General features: G+C 52.4%; 15 protein-coding genes. 9 read left to right on the forward strand and 6 right to left on the reverse strand.

Annotated features, from left to right (window positions below; genetic code table 11):
- Positions 1-23: 23 nt before the first annotated feature.
- Positions 24-779: a 3-deoxy-manno-octulosonate cytidylyltransferase gene (gene kdsB, locus A6X21_RS08180; RefSeq protein WP_068847104.1), complete on the reverse strand. Its 756-nt coding sequence runs from the start codon at positions 777-779 to the stop codon at positions 24-26.
- A 621-nt stretch (positions 780-1,400) separates the two neighbouring features.
- On the opposite strand from kdsB, the gene A6X21_RS08185 reads away from it, so the two are divergent.
- The 6 genes from A6X21_RS08185 to A6X21_RS08205 all read left to right on the forward strand — a co-directional run bounded on the left by A6X21_RS08185 (position 1,401) and on the right by A6X21_RS08205 (position 7,324).
- Entirely contained in the window at positions 1,401-3,743 is a 2,343-nt protein-coding gene (locus tag A6X21_RS08185; protein ID WP_068847105.1) for a PAS domain S-box protein, read from the forward strand.
- A 116-nt stretch (positions 3,744-3,859) separates the two neighbouring features.
- Positions 3,860-4,555: a response regulator transcription factor gene (locus tag A6X21_RS08190; protein ID WP_083233464.1), complete on the forward strand. Its 696-nt coding sequence runs from the start codon at positions 3,860-3,862 to the stop codon at positions 4,553-4,555.
- 113 nt (positions 4,556-4,668) lie between these two features.
- Positions 4,669-5,337, forward strand: a complete 669-nt coding sequence (locus A6X21_RS08195; protein ID WP_068847106.1) for an HAD family hydrolase — start codon at positions 4,669-4,671, stop codon at positions 5,335-5,337.
- 208 nt (positions 5,338-5,545) lie between these two features.
- The gene (locus A6X21_RS08200; protein ID WP_068847107.1) at positions 5,546-6,184 is read left to right on the forward strand and encodes a hypothetical protein; all 639 of its coding nucleotides are present in this window, start codon (positions 5,546-5,548) and stop codon (positions 6,182-6,184) included.
- A 35-nt stretch (positions 6,185-6,219) separates the two neighbouring features.
- Positions 6,220-6,375, forward strand: coding sequence for a hypothetical protein (locus A6X21_RS24610; protein WP_165603726.1), 156 nt, complete (start codon positions 6,220-6,222; stop codon positions 6,373-6,375).
- Entirely contained in the window at positions 6,362-7,324 is a 963-nt protein-coding gene (locus A6X21_RS08205; RefSeq protein WP_068847108.1) for a pyridoxal-phosphate dependent enzyme, read from the forward strand. The genes A6X21_RS24610 and A6X21_RS08205 overlap by 14 nt, the downstream gene beginning before the upstream one ends.
- A gap of 91 nt (positions 7,325-7,415) precedes the next feature.
- On the opposite strand, the gene A6X21_RS08210 is transcribed toward A6X21_RS08205, so the two are convergent.
- From A6X21_RS08210 to A6X21_RS08230, 5 genes are all read right to left on the reverse strand, one after another.
- Positions 7,416-8,426, reverse strand: coding sequence for a cytochrome-c peroxidase (locus tag A6X21_RS08210; RefSeq protein ID WP_083233465.1), 1,011 nt, complete (start codon positions 8,424-8,426; stop codon positions 7,416-7,418).
- Positions 8,427-8,491: 65 nt separating this feature from the next.
- Positions 8,492-11,725 carry a c-type cytochrome gene (locus tag A6X21_RS08215; RefSeq protein WP_068847109.1) on the reverse strand — a complete coding sequence of 1,078 codons (3,234 nt, stop codon included), beginning with the start codon at positions 11,723-11,725 and terminating at the stop codon, positions 8,492-8,494.
- Between the two features lie 121 nt (positions 11,726-11,846).
- Entirely contained in the window at positions 11,847-13,154 is a 1,308-nt protein-coding gene (locus A6X21_RS08220) for an NAD(P)/FAD-dependent oxidoreductase (protein ID WP_083233466.1), read from the reverse strand.
- Between the two features lie 149 nt (positions 13,155-13,303).
- A complete protein-coding gene (locus A6X21_RS08225) occupies positions 13,304-16,057 on the reverse strand; it encodes a glycosyl hydrolase family 28-related protein (protein ID WP_068847110.1) in 2,754 nt (917 codons plus the stop codon).
- A 94-nt stretch (positions 16,058-16,151) separates the two neighbouring features.
- A complete protein-coding gene (locus tag A6X21_RS08230; protein WP_068847111.1) occupies positions 16,152-18,284 on the reverse strand; it encodes an alpha/beta hydrolase family protein in 2,133 nt (710 codons plus the stop codon).
- 392 nt (positions 18,285-18,676) lie between these two features.
- On the opposite strand from A6X21_RS08230, the gene A6X21_RS08235 reads away from it, so the two are divergent.
- From A6X21_RS08235 to A6X21_RS08245, 3 genes are all read left to right on the forward strand, one after another.
- Positions 18,677-20,374: a DUF1549 domain-containing protein gene (locus A6X21_RS08235; protein WP_165603727.1), complete on the forward strand. Its 1,698-nt coding sequence runs from the start codon at positions 18,677-18,679 to the stop codon at positions 20,372-20,374.
- A gap of 203 nt (positions 20,375-20,577) precedes the next feature.
- Positions 20,578-21,927: a DUF1501 domain-containing protein gene (locus A6X21_RS08240; RefSeq protein ID WP_205847418.1), complete on the forward strand. Its 1,350-nt coding sequence runs from the start codon at positions 20,578-20,580 to the stop codon at positions 21,925-21,927.
- Positions 21,928-21,953: 26 nt separating this feature from the next.
- Entirely contained in the window at positions 21,954-23,012 is a 1,059-nt protein-coding gene (locus A6X21_RS08245) for a WD40 repeat domain-containing protein (RefSeq protein ID WP_068847113.1), read from the forward strand.
- Positions 23,013-23,280 lie beyond the last annotated feature (268 nt).

Raw genomic sequence — 23,280 nt, forward strand, 5'->3', positions numbered from 1 at the left:
ACTCTGGCTGGCGAATCCAGATTTCAAACATTCCGCATCCGTTCCACGAACTGAGCATAATCCTCGGGCGTATCGATTCCAACTGAGGGATGATCAACATCAGCCACCTGGATGTGGACACCTGCTTCGAGTGCCCTTAATTGTTCAAGTTTTTCGAGCTTTTCCAGTGGGGATTGTGGCCATGTGGTCAGTTGCAGCAGAAAATCGGTGCGGAAGCCGTAAATTCCAACATGCAATCTCCAGGGTGATGGCTCCACCAGCATCGATTCATCAAAGCCATCTCGCGGAAAGGGAATCACCGACCGACTGAAATAGAGCGCTCGGCCCGTCGAATCGGTGACGACTTTGACACAGGACGTGGCTGCAATCGATTCCCAGCGTCTCAGGGGAGCAGCCAGCGTTGACATCTGCGCCTTGGGGACAGCCAACAGACTTTCGATCACTTTCGAAATATGTCCTCGATCAATTTCGGGCTCATCTCCCTGGACGTTCACCACAATTTCAAATTGATTCCCACGACGCCGGATAACTTCTGCCACCCGGTCTGTGCCGCTGGCGTGTTCCCCCGTCATTTCCACGTTGGCCCCAAACGTCTGGGCAACCTCGAAAATTTCCTTGGCATCGGTCGCAATGACTAATTCATCAAAAAGTTCTGTCGCAGCAACACGTTCCCAGACGTGTTGCAACAAAGGCTTGCCAGTTTGATTAAGGAGCATTTTTCCCGGCAGACGGGTTGATGCCAGTCGAGCAGGAATGACACCGCAGATTTTTTGAGACATGTCGTTTGATCTTTAACTTCCAATAGGGAGACGTCTTCGAACTTTATGGCAGTGATTCGCCATTGATATTTATCATCACAACATGTCTGACATTCAGGCCATCAGACTCTCTCTGAACTGAGGTGAAAACCTCGAATTCAGCCATCATTTTGTGAGAGGTCACTCACTGGGGTTCAATCCATCTCCAGGTATTAAACCTGGCGACCCAGAAATTGTGTTCTTCAATGGTAAAACCACTCATCACATTTAGCAAAACCATCAACAACAACTGGTTTTTCAACGATCTGCGGTCGCGACTGTGTTCACAAATTCCGACAGACATTCCTTCTTCTGCAATCAATCGAACAATTTCTCTCGATAATGGGTGGTCTTAAACTGTGATTCTTTGTTCCATCTGTTCATTCAATCTGTACACTTTCAATTGGCCAGTGAATGATGCACGAAAATCCAGGGAGGAAAATCAATCTGACGTCGATATGCATCAGAGTTGTGATCAGTCTCACGCAGACGTTTTCAATACCCGGCACTCATGCTGCCGGAAAAGACTTCCCAAATCTTCATCGATTGATCCCGACTATTGGGGAATTTGAATACCTTTCTTGAAGTCAGTTTTCGTTCCATATGAATGAGTTCCTCCGCCGAGCTGAAGATGATCTCGTCGCCTTTTCCGGAATCTTTCATCATTCCGAAATTGCCGATCAGCAATCTTTACTCAAAGAAGTCGTCTCACAGTCACCCATCATTCTCTGGGTGATCGACGAACATGGTGTTTTCCGGTTGAGCGAAGGGATGGGCTTAAGTGCTCTCGGACTGAAACCTGGTGAGACGATTGGAAAGTCTGTCTTCGAGATTTATGCCGACCAACCTCAGGCTTTGATGGGTGTTCGCCGCAGCCTTGCAGGTATTGAATCTCGGGAAATCGTCCGAGTGATCGATCGTTATTACGACAGTTGGCAAAGACCACTCTTCTCAACCGAAGGAAAGGTTCGCGGCGTTCTGGGAGTGGCGACAGATGTCACTCAACGGATTCTGGCACAGCAGGAAACAGCCGAGTTCGAACAACGTTTTCGGGCAGCTTTTCATCATTCACCGGCAGCAATCACCGTCACTGATCTTGAAACAGGGCGTTTCATTGATGCCAACGATGCCTACCTTAAGATGATCGGGTTGAAGCGAGAAGAAACGATCGGCAAAACCACTCTCGAACTCGGCCTTTGGAAAAACCCTTCGGAACGCGCCCCTTTGATTGAAAAGGTTCTCAAGGGCGAAACCATGGCTGCCTCCAGCCATGTATTGACAGATCGGCAAGGGAGAAATCTCTCTGTCCAATGGTCAGCCAGCGTGATTGTGCTCGATGGTCGAAAATGTATGCTTTCGTGCATGCTCGATATGACGGCTCGAGCCAAAGCGACACAACGCGCAGAATTGACGCGTAAACAACTGCGTACTCTTGGCCGACTGGCTCCCGTAGCCATTTTTCGGACGAATGCCCAGGGCGAAATTCGACAGGCCAATGGACGCTACCGACAACTGGTTGGCGATGCTGGCCAGGTCAACTCACTCGGCTGCTGGATTGATCGCATCCTTCCTGAGGATCTTCCAGAAGTCACTCGCGTCTGGAAGAGTGCCGTCAAGCATGGCCAATCCTGCCTGCTTGAGTTTCGCATGGTTGATGCACAATCGCGTGAGCGATGGATTCTCCTCAGTACTAAGCCGCTGTTTCATAGAAAATCCTTGCGATCCTTCGTCGGGACGTTGACAGACATCACCTCCCGCAAGCGAGCCGAAGCAGCGATGGAGCAGATGAATCATGCCCTTGAAACCCGTGTTGCCATTCGCACTCAAGAGTTAAGGCAGGTTGTTGAAGAGTTGGAAGTGCGCCGTTCCCAATGGGAATCGCTGGTTCGAAATGCCCCTGATATCATTTTGAGAATCCGGACTGACCGCACCATCGAGTTCGTCAATCGCACAGAGTTCGGCTGGCAACCAGAAGATCTGATTCATCAGGACTCTCTGTTTTTTGTCCATCCTGATGATCGCGACGATGTCGAGAGAGTGCTTCATCTGGTCTTCACCGAGGGGACACCACTGACCGTCCAGTTGCGCAGCCGGAAAAAAACGGGCGAAACTCTCTGGTACGCAGTGCACATCGGCCCGGTCTACCGCGGGAATACCATCATTGCTGCCACGGCGGTGCTGCGCGACATTACTCAGCAGAAGTTTTATGAGGAAGAAGCCATTCGCAGACGCGATGAACTCGCTCATGCGTCCCGCCTTTCGACGATCGGTGAAATGGCCGCCATGGTGGCCCATGAACTCAACCAGCCACTGGCCGCGATTGCCAATTTTGTCCGCGGCGCCGTGCATCGCCTGCAGGAACCCAACTTCAAGGTTGATGAAATCATCGATGGCCTGGAAAAAGCCAATCGGCAGGCTCAAAGAGCCGGCGAAATGATCCATGGGATTCGCCGCTTCCTCCGCAAGCGCGATTCCCTGCAGATGCCCATTCATCTGCCTCCTCTTGTGCACGAAGCCTGGGGCCTGGCAGAAATTGAAGCCTCCCGCTATCGCATTCAGTTGGAAACCGAGTTCGCTCCGGCACTGCCATTAATCATCGCGGACGATGTCCAGATCGTACAGGTGCTCCTGAATCTCTTTCTCAACGGCATCGATGCGATGAAATCCATTCCTTTGCCTGAGCGCAAACTGATTGTTCGAGGGCGAGTCGAGAATCGCCAGACTGTTGTTTGTGAAGTGGAAGATCGCGGAACTGGCTTCAGTCCCAAGATTTCCGAGACAATGTTCGATGCCTTTATCACAACGAAAGAGGAGGGGCTGGGGCTGGGACTCTCCGTCAGCAGAAGCATTGTCGAAGCTCATGGGGGGCGGCTGCGATCCTTCCCTAACCACGAAAAACCGGGAGTCACTTTCCAAATGATTCTTCCCATTCCCGCAGATGATTAGCCACGCCCATTCCATTTGAAGAAATCACCCATGAAAACTGTAAATTTTTGAGTGACCGAACCCTGTTGTACATTCTGTATCCTTAGTTGATGCACGATGTGAAAGAGATAGAAATCATGTATCAATTCGCTTCCTTAGCTCAGGAACTGGACACTATGACCACAGAACAGCCATTGCCACCGACGGTTTACGTGATCGACGATGACGCTGGATTTGCGGAATCTGCCAAGTTTCTGATTGAGTCGATTCATCGCCCGGTAGTGAATTTCTCTTCGGCTGATGAATTTCTAGCGCAGTTTAGTCCCAGGCATACCGGCTGCATTATCTGCGATGTGCGCATGCCGGGCATGAGCGGACTCGAGCTTCAGGAAGTTCTGCGTGAACGCAACTGTCTTATGCCGATCATTATCATCTCCGCCTTTGGGGATGTTCCCATTGCCGTCCGGGCGATGAAAGCTGGTGCGATCCATGTTCTCAAGAAACCCTTTGACGACAACGATTTTCTGGAACTCATTCAGAAGGCTCTGGCTGAGGATGCCAGACGACGCGAAGAATTCCGGACGCAGCAGGTCGTTCTGGATCGATATGATCGCCTGACTGATCGGGAACGGGAAGTTTTCGAAGAAGTCATCGAAGGTCTGTCGAGCAAAGAAATTGGCCAGCGGCTGTCAGTGAGCTTCAAGACCGTCGAGGCCCATCGGGCGAAAATCATGAAGAAAATGGAAGCGGACAGTATTCCGCAACTCCTCCGCATGTGGTTCACCATCCAGCAATGCCGGCCGACGAAAACCATTCTCCCACCACAGGGATAAACTCACCATGATGACGATGAAGAATTGCACCGCAGGTTTGGACGATCCTCTGAACGACTGACATCAATCATGGAATCCAGTTCAAGAGAATCTGTCTGAATGGGCCAACAAGCATGCATCTGCTGTTCGATCTCGATGGTACGCTCACAGATCCATTGGAAGGAATCACAAACTGTATTCGCTACGCTTTGGAACAGCACGGTTTTGAAGCACCATCGGCGCACAATTTGAAGTGGTGCATCGGCCCACCACTTCGATCAAGCTTCCAGCAGTTAACCAGGAGTGACAACCCGGATCTGCTGGACAGTTGCCTCAAGTCTTACCGTGAACGATTCACCACAACAGGGCTCTATGAGAACCGGCTTGTCGATGGAATTGTCGAAGTTCTTGAGAGTCTCGATCGCCAGAAACACAAACTCTGGGTCGCCACCTCAAAACCGGCTGTCTATGCACGCCGGATTATCGCCCACTTCGGACTGGATCAGTATTTTCTCGATGTCTACGGGAGCGAGCTCGATGGGACCCGCACCCATAAAGTGGAACTGCTCAGCCACCTTCTCATGAAAGAACAACTCTCTCCCACAGAAACCCTGATGATTGGCGATCGGGAACATGATATCTATGGTGCCAGAAGCAACCGTCTTGGCGCCATTGGCGTCCTGTGGGGATACGGCTCTCACGAAGAGCTGACTCAGGCCGGTGCTCATGCCATCGTTGACACACCTCGCGAACTCAGTCAGCTGTTAAACAACTGGACTTTTCCTCAGCCGATGACTCCCTAAGTAGAAGTCAAAAGAAGTCATCAGGTGGAACTTTCGCGGCGATTGGCCAGCCTCTCTCAAGCTTATTGTCGGAAATAATTACTGACTCATATTTCACTTGGCAATCAAGAATCCACATCTGTACCCTGACTTCCTGGATTCGCTCTGAAGTGAATATTAATGACATATTCGATGAAGTCCTGATTCTCACAGATCAAGGGGTGTGCCAATGAATTTTCCCAGCATGATTGGTGGTGGCATTGTTGGTGGAGCTGTGGGAGCGACGATCTGGGCCGCGATCACCTATTTCACCAACTATGAAGTCGGCTATGTCGCCATTCTGGTAGGGATTCTCGTTGGCTATTGCGTCAAGCTGGGTGCAGGGACATGGCAAGGCTTTGTCCCTGGCGCGATCGCAGCCGTGCTTGCGATTGTCTCTGTGACAGGTGGCAAACATGCAGCAGCCACACTTCAAGCCAACGAAGTTGTTCAGAAGATGAACACTCAGGTGACTGATGATAATTTAAAGCTGGGAATGGCTGATCAACTCGTGAACGAAAAAACTGAGAAAAATCTGCCCATCACATGGAGAAATGGAAAAACTTCTGAGACAGCAGAGTCACTCGAGGACTACCCGGCCGATATTGTTGCGTCTGTGAACAAATCCTTCGAGGCTCTCACGGCTGAGCAGAAAGCAGCTCAACTCGCGGAACGTCAGAAAATGATTGACGAATTTCAAGGCGAAATGGCCGCCATACTTCGTCATCAACTCTTCATGGCCAGCTTCAGTGCATACGATCTGCTATTTTTTGGCCTCGCGACTTATGCAGCGTTTCAGTTGGGCAGTAATGCCGCCCCTAAACAATAGGGACCAGCCCGATCTGAACTGACTGACCAGACTGCGTGGTACAGGAATTAGAAGAAAAACTGCTGGTGTTGGCTCAGCGGATTGAGAAGTTGACCGCGACTTATGTCAAAATCTTCGTTCTCAAAAGTTCTGCCTGTATCAGCCTGCAGATCAACCGATTTCCGGTCTACATGGAAAATGCCCACCATTAACCTCTACGAGCATATCCAATCGGCTGCTGTGCGCATCGCCCCCTGGATCCACCGCACGCCAGTCCTCACCAGCCATACGTTGAATGAGTTGTGCGAGGCCGAACTTTACTTCAAGTGTGAAAACCTTCAGCGCACAGGTTCATTCAAGGTTCGTGGAGCCCATAATGCCACATTCCTGCTGGAGGAGGATCTCGCAAACAAGGGAGTCGTGACGCATTCTTCTGGTAATCACGCAGCGGCACTGGCGCTGGCGGGAAGGAATCGAGGGGTACCGGCCTTTATCGTGATGCCCAGCAACGCACCGAAGGCAAAAATCGAATCGACCAGACGACTCGGCGGCAACGTGATCCTCTGCGAACCAACATCAGCCGCACGTCAGATGGCAGCCGATCAACTGGTTCAGGAAACGGGCGGAACCCTGATTCATCCCTATGACGACCTGCGGATTGTTGCAGGGCAGGGGACATGTGCCCTGGAACTGCTCGAGGAAATCTCCCAATTGGATGCCATCGTGGCACCAGTCGGTGGTGGAGGTCTCCTCAGCGGAACGTCCATCGTCGCACATCATCATAGTCAGGTAACGAACTGCCCGTGTTTAACTTTTGGAGCAGAGCCAGCAGGTGCCGATGATGCCGCTCGATCCTTAGAAACTGGCGTTCGCCAACCGATGACCTCACCACAAACAATTGCCGATGGACTGCGGACAGCCCTGGGTGAGAACACGTTCCCCATCATTCAACAGCATGTCGCTGCTATCGGCACCGTTTCCGATGAAGAGATTCTCAAAGCCACGAGGCTGCTTTGGGAAGTGATGAAGATCGTCGTTGAGCCATCAGGAGCAGTCCCCTTCGCAGCCGTTTTACACAATCGACTCCCAGTGCGTGGCAAGAAAGTGGGCCTCATTCTCAGTGGGGGGAATCTCGATCTTGATCGCTTGCCATGGTGTTGAGTGCCATCACGCAGCATCGAGAATCGCTAGCGGTTCGTTAAACGACAGCCAGTTAACTCAAAGGCAGATCCCATGTGTGTCGGGGCTGATATCAGTTTGAGAAATCGGGCTGACGATAGTTCTCTGGCACTTTCCCGGAGAGTGTTTTGAGAAATGCTTCGAGATCCTGCAGTTCCTCAGGCTTCAGAGAAACACCCAATTGCAATTGGCCCATGATGCGAATGGTTTCGGGTAAACTTTTCACAGAACCATCATGATAATAAGGTGAAGTCAAAGCAATATTCCGGAGCATTGGCACTCGAAAGACGTACTTGTGTTCCTCTTTCATGGTGGATTGATAAAGCCCCTCATCAATTTTCGTAGACTTCGTTTCCGTCCAATAAGGGGCGGTGATTCCAAATCGCTCCCGTTCATTTCCTCCCAGCAATGCACCATGATGACAGTTGGTACATCCGGTCTCGATAAACAGTCTAAGCCCGCGAAGTTCCTGTTGAGTCAGCGCATCAGCCTGCCCGCGCAGATAGTCATCCCATTTTGACGTGGTCATCAGAGTTTTTTCGTAAGCAGAAATGGCAGCCCCAATCTGAGGGACAGTCACTTTTACTGCAGCTTCAGGGAACGCCCTTGTGAAAAGTTCCTCGTAGCCGGCCTTTTGCAAAACAGGAAGCACATCCTGTGCTTTACCCCAACCCATCGATCCCGTCAGAGAACCCATTGCCTGATCGGCAGCATCGGGACGATCCGCAGTCCACCGCAAAAAGGGCTGCAAGGCAGCATTAAAGACAGGTTGCGAGTTTCGCTTCGTCAGTTTGTTGCGGGCATCCAGAGAAAACTCACGGCGATCAGCCGATCCATCTTGCGGAAGATGACAACTCGCACAGGCGATCTCTCCATGAACCGAAAGTCGAGAATCCCAGAAGAGCTTTTGCCCCAACAAAACGATGGGCCGATTCAATTCGTCCTGATCAGGCAAGCTCACCACTCCAAAGTGCTGGCGTGCCTTCTCCATCAAATCGTCATCAGCCCCCAGGCATTCCACTCCAGGAATGCCAGATAACGCCATCAGCAAAAGCCCGGTCATCAGACGGCAGACAGAATCCATTCCCAACGGTTCCCCGGATTGAGTTGTCACTTCCTGAACTCATCTCGACCAGCTTTGGACGGCCATCATTTCGAAAACCTGCGATCTCGCGGATTGTTTCGAGAAATCGAATAGGCCAGGAGATCCAGCAACTCCTCCTCATTGAGTGTATTCAACAACCCTTTGGGCATCAGTGATTCCTGCGCTGCGGAAATCGACTCAATTTCCTTCCGTTGGAGTTCGACAAACTTGGTGGCATCTTCGGGGTCTGTCACCAGCAGAATCGACGTCGGCGATTCATGCACGATTCGTCCCACCAGCGAGCGACCGTCGGCGGTCTCCACCACGCTGGCTTTGTATTGATCCGAAACAACCTTGCTGGGTTCGACAATCGCTTCGACAAGGTCCTTGAGCTGGAATCGGCCGGCGACCTGTGTCATATCGGGCCCGGTTGCACCACCGTCCTCGCCAAAGCGATGACAGACAATACAGCGTGCCGCCGCAAAAGCGCGTTTACCTTTTTCGAAGTTTCGCCCGCGATCGAGTCGGCCACTTGTCACCATGGCCATCACCTCATCCTGTGTCCAGGCTTTCCCTGGGCCCATGGGCTTTGGCAGCGGGGGTGGCGTGTAAGGCTTACGAGCACCGAGAACTTCCAGTGCCAGTTTCTCGTTCTCCGAAAGCCCTGTGAGGCTCTCGTTCTCCATATTGACCAGAAACTTGCGGAAACTGTTGCCACCGGCCCACTCACGAGCCCGCTGGAACCAGCCGTGATACCCCTTTCGATCTTCAATTGTCCAGGCATCCCGGTCATGAATGGTTCGCAAGGCATAGGCGTAATGAATCTGCAAAAGGTCACCACCCCGTTCGAGAGATGCCCGCACGGCACTCCCGTAGCCAGCATTACGAGTGATCAACTCTTTGAGAGCAGATTCGTCCGGTGCCAGATTCGTAGGACGTCCCTTCGAACTGGATTGCTCCGAAAGGAGACTTACCAGCCGGGAAACAATTCCCGGGGCTCTGACGGCAACCAGCATCGAGGAGAGCTGCCGGTCGAGATTGAACTCTCCACTGGGGAATTGGGGATTCCATCGGGCCGCAAAACTCTTCTTGAACTCGGCTGAGGGCTCACCCAGTCGAATCATCGCCAATTCGTAAGCTCTGAGGAGCCAAACCTTCTGGGTCGCTGAAAGCTTCTCAAGATCAATCGAATCGAGAGTTTTAAGGATGGCCGGCTGATCGGAAGGATCTGCCTGATGGGCCAACGCGATGGCCCCTTCGATCAGCGCGAGTGGTGATTTGGAGGCCAGCGCCTTGTCTTTCCATTGAGCAACTGGTTGATGCTCAAGTGCCACCCGGGCTGCATATCGAATGTACCGGTCGTCATGCCCCAGATTTGCCAGAGCCTTTGGAATTGCCTGATCCGGATTGGCCGCAGACGAATGGAAACTTTCGAGTTCACGCCTCAAAGAGCGAAGCGGGGCCTCCTTATCAGATTTCGCAATCACGGGCTGTGTTGACTCACTCCCCGTATAACGCACACGGTAAAGTTCACCTTGCCCACCACGTCCACCCACGGTGAAGTACATTGCTCCATCGTGACCAATCGTGACATCTGTCAGCGGGAGAGGTGTGCGAGAGACGAACTCTTCACGCGTAGCACGGTAACTGGAACCTTCCGGAGTGAGATGAATCGCGTACATCGTCCCGAACGTCCAATCACACAGGTACAGCGCCTGCTGATACTTGGCAGGGAAACGAGTGCCATATCCAAACGTCACACCGACTGGTGAACCCGGACCAATGTCATACAGTGCGGGCAGGCTGTCTGGAAAAATCGCAGGCCATTTCGCACTGCCACTTCGCCAACCCAGTTCACTGCCGCTGGTGGCATGGTTGACGCGGGTAGGCCGATACCACGGAGTGCCAAAATCCCACTCCATGTCGGCATCGTAGACAAACAATTCACCATCAGTGTTGAAAGCCATGTCGTAGGGATTGCGATAACCCGCACTCCAGACTTCCCAGCTTTTGCCGTCTTTGTCTGTAGAAACGACATATCCACCCGGAGCCAGAATCCCGGCAGCATGCCCATTGGCATCCCACATACGAGTGATGATCTGATCTTCATCCCAGTTAGCAGGCAGTCGACTGGCGCCATCGGCCGCCAGTTCAACACGTCTCTGCTCAGCACGAATTCCACCCATTGTCTGCGGCGGGGAGAGGTCTTTGATGTTGAACGGAACTTTCGTGTGATTGCCACAAATCACAAAGAGTTTCTGACCATCTGGCGAAAGCACAATGCTATGCGGGCCATGCTCACCCCCCCCTTGCAGATCGCGAAGTTTTTCAACTTTGTCGAGAACGTCGTCTCCATTGCTGTCGGTGGCTCGATAGAGCCCGCTCCCTGGCCCACCATTGCACACCACGTAGAGAGCATCAAATGCCCAGAGGAGCCCTTGTGCGCCCGAAAGTGCGACTGGAATTTTTTCCACGATGGTTTCACCAGTGCCATCGAGTGGGGCTGGTGTAATTCGTACGAGTCCTTTGCCACCTTGATCACTGGCAATCAGCCGGCCTTTGGGATCCGAAGTAATCGCCACCCATGAACCCAGTTCATCCCGGGGCACAACAAACAGTCGTTCGACTTCAAAGCCACTGGGGACTGAAAAATTCTTGGCTGCCGGACTAACTTCGTTTGCATTAGCCATCACCTGGCCCCAAGGGCCTTCTCCCGGCTTGGCCACCAGCTTGATGGGAAGTTGCTTCTGAAGATCGTCGCTGGAAAATGCCTGCCAGCTCTCGTCACTCTCGATGGTCGAGACTTTGCCCTGGGCATCTTTCATACTCAGGCGGCAGCAGAACGCAGCGATCCCACCTTCATTGCGGACTTTCGCCGTCAAAACATTCTCTCCCTTGGCAAGCTTCCCAGTGAGAGCAATGGTAATGGGAGTCTGCCACTCGTTGCTGGATCCTATCGACTTCCCATTCAGGAATAACTCCATCTCGTTATCGCACGTCGCAACGAGCTGCGCAGCCACGAGACCTTCGGGAACAACCCACGACTTCTTGAGGACATAAGGTGTGTCGTACGATGGGCCCCAGATCCAGGGAGCATTCTCAGCCGGAAACTTTGTATCGGTACTTGCCGCAAGCTCCCGGCCATTGACGGGCATGCGCTCGACAGCCTGCGACCATTTCTTCTCAACAGGGTCCTCAGCTTGAATAGAGATGTTCGATCCGCACAGCACCATCAGGCTGCAAGAACAGACCAACCGAAAACGATGCCAGGCGCTGGCGAAAACTTGATGCCGACTCATAAATCACACTTGCCCATCAATGAAGCCAAAATCCTGCAGATTAAAACCTTGATTAAAGAGTTAACGCATTCGAGAACGAAACTCCATAGGGCACCTCGTCACAGGGCCACATCCTCGTCAATCAATGATTGGCAATCGCTTCCGCCACCCGGCGACCACTTGCCAACGCCCCTTGAATCGAAGCTGTCTCCAGATAATCACCCGCACTGTAGAGTCCAGGTCTGAGCATCGCTGGCCGAAAATCATGCTTCAGTCGCGATCCCGAGAGTTTCCCCACAGGCTGCGCTGGCAGGGCCTGCTCAATCCGATAGGTTCGCAAATGTTCCAGTCGCGGAAATGGAGATCCCGACCATGGAATCGCCTGCGGATGCGATTGGGATTTCACACAGAACCAGGATTCAATCTGCTGGCGTACATCAGACTGCAATTTCTCTGGATCGCCCTGGGCAGCCGCCCCGATCACAGATGCCGATATCAGAGTTTTGCCTGCTGGTGCGTAATCTGAAGAGACACCGGCTTGGAAGCACAGATTGTTGATGGGCCCATGCCCGTCTCCATTAAGCATTAACCATCGATGATTGACATGAGGTGTCTCACAACTGAAGTACAGGCAGGCCGTCGAACAGGTTTTTGTTGCCGGGATGAGTCCTTCGCTCAGCCTGGTGGCAGAAAGGCCATCTGTGGCGAGAACAATTGTGGGAAAGGATTCTTTTCTCCCGTTGGCAAAAACCAGAGTCTGGCCATCAATCTTCTCGACCGGCGAAAGATAGTGGATCGTCCCTTGCGGAAGCTTACTGGCTAATTGCTCGGGAATCTGTTGCATTCCCAGAGCTGGGATTGCAGCCTCACCCTCAGCCAGCATCTTGAAAACAAAGTTGAAAAATCGACTGGTTGTCTGCAGGTCGGCCTCCAGAAAAATGCCGGAGTACCACGGACGAAAAAAAGCTTCGATCAGTGATCTGGAAAAGCCAATGTTCTTCTGCAGGTAGTCGATGGTGGGTAACTCGGGTTCATCCCAGATCTGCTCGATACTCGTCGACAATAACCGATGGCGAAGTCGGTACAGCTTCCAGAAGTCAGCCAAGTTTGCGAAGCCGGAATTCAAACTGGCCCACGCTGTCGATGGCTTTCGCCACGGGTCGGCCATCAGTTTCCAGTCACCTTGAGAATAAACCAGAGCACCGGGATTAAACGAACGAAGCTTAAGTGCAGGATAATCCAACACTGCCCGAGCTTCTGGATAGGCTGTCTGCAACACTTGAAAACCACGATCCAGGCGAAATCCCTCATGGAAATCTGTGCGGATGCGTCCTCCCGGTGCATCGCTGGCCTCGAAGATTGCACACGGAATGCCCTTCGAAGTTAACTGGAGAGCACATGCCAATCCGGCCATTCCCGCCCCGACAATCCCAACCGAATCCGTCGTCACTCCGCAGACTTTCTCTTGAGAGGCGTTGAAAGTGGCGATGAATCATCGCTTTTGGGCTTAACCCAGGTCTCCACAGATTTCCTTATGAAACTCCAAAGAACCTCTCTCATTCTCAACTTCAGTCTGCTGCGACTTGAGAGAATCGAGCTTCATTTAGGAAGAACCTGACCAGAGGAAGTGTAGAGATCCATGCGACCTCGGCTACCCACCCACAGCAAAGCCTCATTTTTTACATGCCGTTGCTCGCTCCCCTGCTGGTCAATGATCTGTACAGCGTGGTTCGATTGGTAGACACTCAGGCCATAGATCAAGGAAAGTTGCGAGTCCCGATTCTCAAAAACAGGTCGTTCTTCAGGAATCTTTCCTATGGGATAAATGAACGCCCCCAGAATTTCAGTTTTTGCCCCCGCTTCCGCCAGCAACTTCTGGCTTTCGTACTCGGTCTTGAAACCGAGTGACCAGATCGTAGCACCACGGCTGTGGATACATGGCCCTGCAGCGTGACTTTCCGGGTTCCACTGACGTACCCAGACCGACTGCGGATGATCGAAATGCCAATCTGCCCCGCCCACATCTTCTGCAAACAGTTTCCCACCACTCCCCCCAGTCGCAGTGCTGTAACGCCTTGGTGAACTGCTTCGTAAAACGAGAGTCGCTGGTGAGGCATGCTGGAGGTGTTGACATTCCAGCCGATCAAAAACCAGGGTGTGCCCCGCCTGCTGTTCATCGTAGATCAGGAGAGGTGGAGGAGCGGCCTGTGCATTGGTCTGCTCGTAGTCGCCCGATCGACTCCAAACATTGGGATGCCAACCAATCTCATGGCCAAAACCTACGATTCGCTCCAGCGGTGCATGGAGCTTTACGGGAGTTTTCCACTGAAATCGCTCATTGGCAGGTAGATAAACCACTCTGGCACCATCATCGACAGCCGCCTGTAAGGCCAAAGACCAGTTGTCATCAACGACTCGATGGGCATACCTCAACAGATTGACCCACTCTTTGGTAGGTGGCAGCTCTGGATCAGGCGTCTCCTCAATCTTCAGTCGCAGGCTCCCTGCAGGATGACCGAAGCCTTGAACCACTTTCTGACCCGTCAACTCTTCGATCCACGGCCCTTCGACAATTTGTTCCGCATATTCAACAGGTGGTTTACTGAGACCTTGCTGGTGAACCGCATGGCGATAACCCGACGTTCTGACGCGACAGGCATAGAGAGCACCGGCTGATTCAATGGCATTGGCCGAATTGCTCCCTCCCATCAGTTCCGAGTCGAGCAGCGTGACCATCGAGTTGGCACCCACCGTTTCTATCGCGGGAACCTGGTTTTCACTTTTGAGACCGCGAATTGCGACGATATTGCCGCGATTGCGAAAACCCACCACTCGCTGATTTTTCAGAGTGAGATGCTCAAAAGTATGGCTGTACTCCTGGTAATTGATTGCCACACCAACATCGAAACCAGATATAGAAACATGTTTAGCGAGTGCCGGCCCCACATCATGGTGTGTCAAATCGAGACCGACCAAACCACTTCCATCCCCCGAGCGAATGACGATGTGTTCGAGCCGGCCCAGATTGTTGGAATGGTATTCCAAACCCTTGGCTCCGGGATTCCCTTTGCCTGTATCAATCGTCATTCCTTCGAGATAGAGCGCGATACTGCTGCCATTCACCCACGGATGAGAACCTGGAGCACCACTGGTAGAACTCATTCTCAGGACCGGTTTGGGCGAATCCTGATTGATAAAAACCTGATCCTTAAGTCGAAGGATTGTTTTATCAGGCCCCGCACCTTTGATGTCGATAAACCGGGAGCAATAGAGCATATCACTCACGAGATACACACCTTCGGGGAATACCAAGGTGTTTCGAGCGAGGGGAACTTTGTCGGCCAGATGTGCAAATGCCGCATTGATCGCCGCAGTGTCGTCCGTTCTGCCATCACCTGCAGCACCAAAGTGGCGTTTCACATCATAACATCCCGAATCTGCGGGAACGATGTTCTGTGTTGAGACGAAGTCCACCGCTTCGATGGCATCTTTTCGGGCTCTCTGGAAATGGCTGGGATCGAGAGCTTTGGTGACGAGGCGTACCTCATCGATTTTCCCATGGACACCCCATCGATCTTGACTCCCCCCGATATAAAAGTTGCCGAGACTTGGAATTGGTAATCCTTTCACTTCGATTGATTTCGAAAGGTGATAATCGATCCAGCACGTCAACATCGACGCCTGCCGGTCATAGACTAAAGCCAGATGTCGCCAGGGATTTTTCTCCCGTTGGAGCCGAGAACTCGAAAGGTAATGTCCGACAGGAAATCTTTCCTGACGCCCATCAGGCATGCGATAGCCGAAACCATGGAATGTGACATGGTGATTCGGGTTCCAGTTCCATTCGAGAGCCAATTGGGAACTGGATTTTTCTTCCCCAGGAAACCCGCAGATCAAGGCATTATTCCCGGCTTCGTCTGCCGGGTGGATAAAACACTCAAGTGTGAACCCACGGGAAGCTTTCTCCCAGATGGAACGGGGAAGTTCATAGACCAGTGGCCGGCTGCTTTCATGCGATTCTGAGAAACTCACACTGTGGCGGTTGTGACGCGATTTCTTCGTGAGTGGGTCGTAAATGAATTCACCTGGGGTATCGTCATTCATGGGGAAAGTGCCGGTGACTGACGACGAAAGGGGTTCTAACGGGATTTTCGTCGTGTTCGAGACGGCAGCCAGCTTATCTTCGAAGCTCCATTGCAGAGACTCCACCTCGCCTGTCGCAACAGGCACAGGCTGATCATCAGCCTTGCTCGCTGTACACGCCAGAATGAAAGCAAACTGGCTGATACATGCGGCGATCAGCACCTTGGTCGCAAAAGACTGCAAGCACAACAAAAAATGTCGTTGAATCATGGGCAGGGTGCCTCCTTCAAGTCTCTCAACGTCACTGAGGATTCTGTCTGGCGATATCGCCCCACCATGCATGGAATTGATCTTTTCGCAATTTTCAAGACACATCGATCCAGCGAATGCCGCGAGACTTGATCAGTTCCACAGCATCCGGCAAATCAAACTTCGAGAGGACATCGGGAATCATGGAAGATAGCGGCCACTGATAATCCTCTGTGTTCGCCATCGCAAGATAACTCTCGGGCAATCCCACGAACTGCACACTGGCAATCTCTTCGGACAGGCAGGCGGCGAGGAGTGCCGGGATGGTACCACGCTCAAAGGCGATCAAGTCAATCGATGAATGCCCTAAAGACTTGAGCCACGCGACTGTCGACAGTAGATCGAATACTCGCTGGCTGGGGATCGGGCGGCCCAGCATGAGGGAGTGAATCGCATAAAAGTAGTCGTTGCCGTAAGGCTGAAGGTAGGTTTGTGTGCCACCACAGGTATCGGGGCGGGAATCACCGACACCACGCAAATCACAGGCGAAGAAGGGTTGATCGGGATTTGATTCTATCCGCCGGCGCAACCATGCTTCTTCACGAAGTTCGCTGTCGGCAGAGAGACTCGACACATAAAGTGCACAACCTTCCTTCAGAACTGGCGGCCTTGATTCCAGCCGCTGTTGGGCGAGGCGATAGACAATCGTTTCAATTCCAGGCTCCGTCTGAAGTGCATAGTGGGTCACACCGGGGCGTGGATACTTACGCCCCGAGACACTTCGAAGAATGCGGTAGTCGGGTACTGAGAATGTTTCAGGAAGCTGGAGGCATGCCCGAAGATGCTTTTTCCAATCCTCGCCGAACTTTCGAGGGCGAGCCTGTGCTTTCAATCGAGCTTTCTGAGCGGTCATACTGAAGACCGTCGCTCCTTTAAGTTCCGCCACCTGGCCTTGCGTGGTCACGAACAGATCGGCATCTTTTTCCAGCACGATCTGAGGTTCGGTGCTGGCTTTTGTTTGACCGGTCGCCTGATGAAAATGAGCATACATCGCTTCCCGGCTCACACGAGAATAGTCATGTCCACCCGGTGCAATTGAGAGTTTCAAGTTCTCTTCATGACCCAGCAAACGCCAGATTTTGCGTAGCTCTTCATAGGCCTGAATGGTCCCACGCACATCAAAGAAGTCTTCTTCCTGGGCAAGAATGACAACCGGCTTCGGAGCCATGACCGCCACAAAGTCGGCATGATCCAGACCGAACTGCAAAGCTTCAGGCGGACACTGCTCCGTATCTGTCGGGAGTTCATTCTGAAAGTTTCGATAGAAAGAAGTCACCGCACAACTGGGGGCCGCCATACCCCACCGAGAATCGAGACCACACAGCCACATCGTCAAAGTGCCACCGCCGGAACTTCCCGTAATCCCGATCTGATGAGGAATCACATCCTCGCGTGACTGAAGATAGTCCAACGCACGAATTGCATCCCAGGCACGGGTCGTCCCCAGAAACTCATTGATCAGGAACTGCTGATTCCCTTCATGAAGGTGCTCCAGCACGCCGATCCCAATCCGGGACTTCGCTGCGTCGTCCGCTGGATACTGGATTCTTTCACCCTGACTCACCGGGTCAAAGATCAACACAATGTAACCTTGCCTGGCCAAACCCTGGGCAAACGACTGGTACGAAGGATAGGCCTTGCCATTCACGGCATGGCCACATTCCCCCACGACAGCCGGGAAGGGGCCTTTTGTGGCCGTCGGCACGTAAAGATTCGCCGTCACAAAAAAACCGGGCTGACTTTCGTACAACAGTTTGTCAACGCGATACGTATCTCTAATGAGAGTTCCAGTGATCTGAGCATTCAGTGGAGTGCGTTCTGGAAAACTGCCAAAGGCTGTTCTGATCTTCTGACTGACATCCTGAATGTAAGAAAGAGCCGCTTCGCGGGTATTGATTTGAGAGAGTTTCGATTGGCGATCCTGCATTTTTTCGCGGATCTGACCATCGAGGTAAGTGTGCATCATCCGGCCAAATCGCTGGATGGGGGGAAGTTTTTCCTGCTCTTTGAGATTTTGGATCACACTTTCTGTATTCGATAGGCTGCTTGCCGGCTCATGAGGTGTGTTGTTCGCCAGGGCAGTCCCTGAACTGCCGTGAACACCACCTGCCAGACCCCCAATGACCGACACACCAGTTCCTGCAACACCCAGGGCAGTGACTCCCAGCATCGATCTCCGAGAAAGCATAGTGGTTTCCTTAGGATTCACAGTAAGACTTACGACACTCATCCAGAATGATCTTTGCGATGGAGTGATTTTTCATTAAATCGTCATAACCGGCATCTTCGACAAAGTCTGCAAGCTAAGGTCAGGAACGAAGGTTTTTGCAAAAAGTGAATGAATCGACCTTCAGAAATCGAATTCAGAGCCCCAGTGCGATTCCACCAACCTAAAATTCATTATTCCGCGAGCTTAATGCCCTGAGAAAAAGTTTTGAGGAATCCTTTCGCTGACAAGTTGTGATCGATCATCAGGATCTTGCTTGCCGATCATATAAGCAAGTGTTAATGCGACGGAATCTCTGCCAGCTCTGCCAGAATATTCCGCCCGAACTTCCTCAAGATCTGTTGAGGCCCACCATGAACCCAACCAGAGTTTTTGTGATTGCGGCTGCAATGGCCCCAATACTGGTCTGGAGTTGTGTTGTTCAAGCGGCAGAAATTCCATCTCCGGAATTGAGCATTTCCACCGCCATTGATCGCCTGCTTCAAGAATCTCATGATCGTGCTGGCATTGTGCCGGCTCGCCGAACAGATGATCGTTCTCTGCTGCGCCGCACGACTCTGGATCTCGCGGGACGAATCCCGACTTCGGCAGAAATCCTTGCCTATGAGCAGGATTCGGCTTCTGAACGGCAGTTACGACTCGTTGATCGACTGATGTCAGCCGCCGACTACGCGATTCACCTTCGCAATGAACTGGACGCCATGCTTTCTGCGGGTGGAAACAGCCCTCAGGAATGGAAAGATTATCTCCTCAAAGCTTGCGAAGAGAACCAGCCTTGGGATGAGACCTTTCGTGAACTGCTGGCACCGGATCAGAATCTCGATGATCAGCGCGGGGCGGCCCATTTTCTCAAGTCACGCTTAAACGACCTGGATGATTTAACGAACGATACAAGTTCGCTACTGCTGGGTGTCAGCATCAACTGCGCGAAATGCCATGACCACCCTCTGGTCGAAGACTGGAAACAGGATCATTACTTTGGCCTGCAGGCCTTTCTGGCACAAACCTATCAGACACGCTCTGGTCGTCTGGCCGAGAAACCACCCACTGAGTTGAATTTCAAGACGACCTCGGGAGTGGAAAAATCAGCCAGGCTGATGTTCCTCACGGGCGCGACAGTCACGGCGCCGGAAGACAAGCGAACTGATGAACAGAAAAAAGCCGACGCGGAAATGGTTCGAAATCAGCGTGAGAAGGAAGGCTTGGCTCCACCGGATGAGCTCGAATTCAGCCCACGCAAAGAGTTCGTCAAGCTGGCATTAGATCCTGCCAATCGAACCTTCATGGCTCGTTCAATTATTAATCGCACATGGGCTCGACTCATGGGGCGGGGATTGGTTCATCCCGTTGATCAGATGCATTCCGGGAATCCTTCAAATCATCCCGTCCTGCTCGACTGGCTCGAAAGAGATTTCATCGACCATGGTTTCGATTTGAGTCGGCTCATTCGAGGAATCGTCCTGAGTGATGCGTATGCCAGATCGTCTCAATGGGTGTACGACACGCCAGCCCCTCCCGCAGATCAATTTGCTGTGGCTGCCATTAAGCCGCTGACTCCTCAACAACTGACGGTCTCTTTAATTGTCGCCACCATGAACCCGGAAAAGATTCCTGCCACCGATTTCCAACAGTCGGGAGTCGATCCCAACATATGGAAGTCGTTTCGTACAGAACTGGAAAAGAAGGCTTCTGGCACAGCCAGATTGCTCGAATATCCAGGCGAAAACTTCCAGATCAGCGTGACAGAGGCCCTGCTGTTTAATAATGCGGCCCAGATCCAGAACAATTACCTGAAATCCTCGGATGAGCGGCTTGTCAGTTTTCTATCCAATCAGTGGAAAACACAGCAGACTCAAGAGGATTTGCATGCAAGGAGCATGGATTCATTGATCCAGACCACCTTTGAAATCGTTTTTACAAGAAGAGCCGAAGAAGACGAAGTTTCGATGTTTCGTAATTACCTGCTGGAGCGAAATGAACGTCTCCCAGAGGCATTTCAGCAAATGCTCTGGGCCATGATCACCAGCCCCGAATTCCGCTTTAACTATTGAATCGACACCACGACGAACAGACGGCAAACAATCGGAATTTCATTTCCAGCGAAGATGGCACTAATGGATGACATCAGGTCGAACTGGCTCACAGCTTCTCACCAAAGTGGTGGCGGTTGAGTCCAGTGGATCTGGTTCATCAACACATCAAAAAAGCCATGGAAAGCTGTGATTCCTCTGTTTGCCGGAGAGGACGGAAGATCATGTCACTCTTCTCGCAGGGTCAATGGCCCACACGTATTCCTCCCCATAACGGGCTGCGGGGAATTGAAACTGCCAGCCAATTGCGGGACGGCACCAGCCGCAGAGGATTCCTGAAGGCTTCGCTGGCAGGGACTGCCTTCGCAGCGAGCATGCATCAACTCGATATCCTGCAGAGCCCGGCTTTGGCCTCCGAGCTGAAAAGGCAGCAGAAGCATGTCATTCTGATCTGGCTGGCTGGTGGTGCCAGTCAGTTGGAAACCTGGGATCCCAAGCCTGGCCGTGCGACGGGTGGCCCATTTGCCGCCATTCAGACGAATGTCACCGGTGTGAGCATTTCCGAACTGCTCCCCAAAATGTCGCAGCGGATGCACCATTCAGCGATTATTCGCTCGCTGAATACCAAGAATGCCGACCATGGCGGTGCGGCCAAAATTATGGAAACCGGCCGCGCTGTCGATCAGGGGATACCATGTCCTGATCTGGGAGCCATGATCGCCCATGAATTGGGGCGCGCCGACAGCCAGGTGCCGGATTATGTCTCGATGTATTCGTCGACTGAAGGACGAAGGCAGGGCGGCTCGGGCTTTCTCGGTGGCAGATATGCTCCCATGTTCCTGACAGAGCAGATGATTCCCGAGAACACCTCGCGACTCGAAAGTCTTTCCGAACTGGACCACTCGGCCCGAAGTGACTTGAGATCTTTTCTCGCCAATCGATTCCGGGAAGGGCGGCCCGATCTTTCTGTCGATAGCCATAACAGTGCTTATCAGCGGGTTCGCGGGATCATGTCCAGTGCCAATCTGTTTAACATTGAACTGGAGCCCATGGATGTCCGGGCTCGATATGGCCCGACACAGTTTGGCGAACAATGCCTGATTGCCCGGCGGCTGGTCGAAGCTGGTGTTCCTTTCGTGAAAGTGGCACGAGCCTGGTGGGACAGTCATGGTCAGAATTTCGAAACTCACCTTGAACTGGTCACCGAACTGGACCATGTGCTGGCGACATTAATCGACGATCTGGAGGAACGAGGCCTCCTGGAACATACCCTGATTGCCACGTTTGGCGAATTCGGTCGTACTCCACAGATCAACTCGAGCCTGGGTCGAGATCACTTTGCGAGTGCCTGGAGTGCTTCGCTCCATGGGACGGGTATCCGTGGTGGTTCAGTCTACGGAAAGACCGACGCTGACGGGCTGAAAGTGATCGATGGAGAGGTCAACGCTGCCGATCTGTTTGCCACGATTTTTCAGGCAATCGGCATTGATTATCGCAAAGAATACCATGTCGGTGCCAGGCCGGTACCAATCACTGATTTTGGTGGCAAGCCCATTCGGGATATTCTCCTTTAGCCTGCACTCAGACCATCGAGATCATCATGGGCCGCATCACTCAACTCAAACCGCTGTCTGACATCAGTACACCAGAGATCAATCTGGCGATCACACGGAGTGTGGTCTCTCTGGCGGATAACCAGAGGATCATGGTGGTCGGCAATTCGGCTGGACAACTGGTCGAGTTCGACTTCTCCTCTCAGAATTCCACCTCCGAGAAGGCTAAATCAGAGAAGCCAACATCGCGCCCTTTTGAATCGGGCCATTCGAGTTATGTCACCGGTGTCGGCTCGACAAAGGGTGGGATTGTTTCTGTCGGTTACGACCGCAAGATGATCTGGTGGGATCCCCTTGAGCGAACCGTTTTGCGTGAGATCGTCGCTCACGACAAATGGATACGACGAATTGCTGTCAGCCCGGACGGTACAACGATTGCCACCGTCGCCGATGACATGCATTGCAAGCTCTGGAATGCCATCAGCGGCGAGTTGATGTTTGTCCTGGATGATCATCAACCTGTAACGCCACACCATTACCCTTCGATGCTCTATGCCGTCGCGTTTTCTGCCAGTGGAGAACAGCTCGCGACAGGAGACAAAGTTGGCCACATCGCCATCTGGGAGACTCAGACGGGTCGAAAGCTGGGTGAATTGGAATCCCCCGGAATGTACACCTGGGATCCCAAAGCGCGGCGACACTCCATTGGTGGAATTCGCAGCCTCGCGTTCTCCCACAGCGGCAGTTCCATCGCCGTCGGAGGGATTGGAGCGATTGGCAATGTTGACCATCTGGATGGCCCGGCACGAGTTGAGATTTTTGACTGGCAGCAGGCCAAATCCCTGGTGCAATTATCTGATACCGCCATGAAAGGATTGGTCGAGCAGCTCCATTTCTCGAATGACGACAGCCAGTTGATCACAGCCGGTGGCGACAACAATGGCTTTATTACGATCTACGACCTGGCCACTAACAAGATTGATGTCCAGGCGAAAGCCCATCAGCACCTGCATGGGATGATTGTCGATGAGGCCTCGCAACGGCTCTATGCAGCCCACCATGGCAAAGTGTCGATGTGGGAATTGCAGGACCAACCCGTTGCGTGAGTTAATCCCAAGGAAGCTGATGCCGTAACAAGCGACTTCAGTTAAGTGGTTCTGCCAATCTGGCGAATCCTCTGAGTCAGATATTCAACGCTGATGACCTCGCTGCCTTTCAGGAATTGCAAAAGGTTCCATGGAGCGCATGTGAGGAATCAGCTCGCCCTCGCGGGTGATCCATGCCGCGAAGCTGAAACATGCTTCGACATCTACCATTCTCCGTGGGCACTGGGAGACGTGACTGGTACTGAGAGCAGCTTTTCGCTCTCGAACT

Source organism: Planctopirus hydrillae, from assembly GCF_001707835.1.
Classification (GTDB): Bacteria; Planctomycetota; Planctomycetia; order Planctomycetales; family Planctomycetaceae; genus Planctopirus; species Planctopirus hydrillae.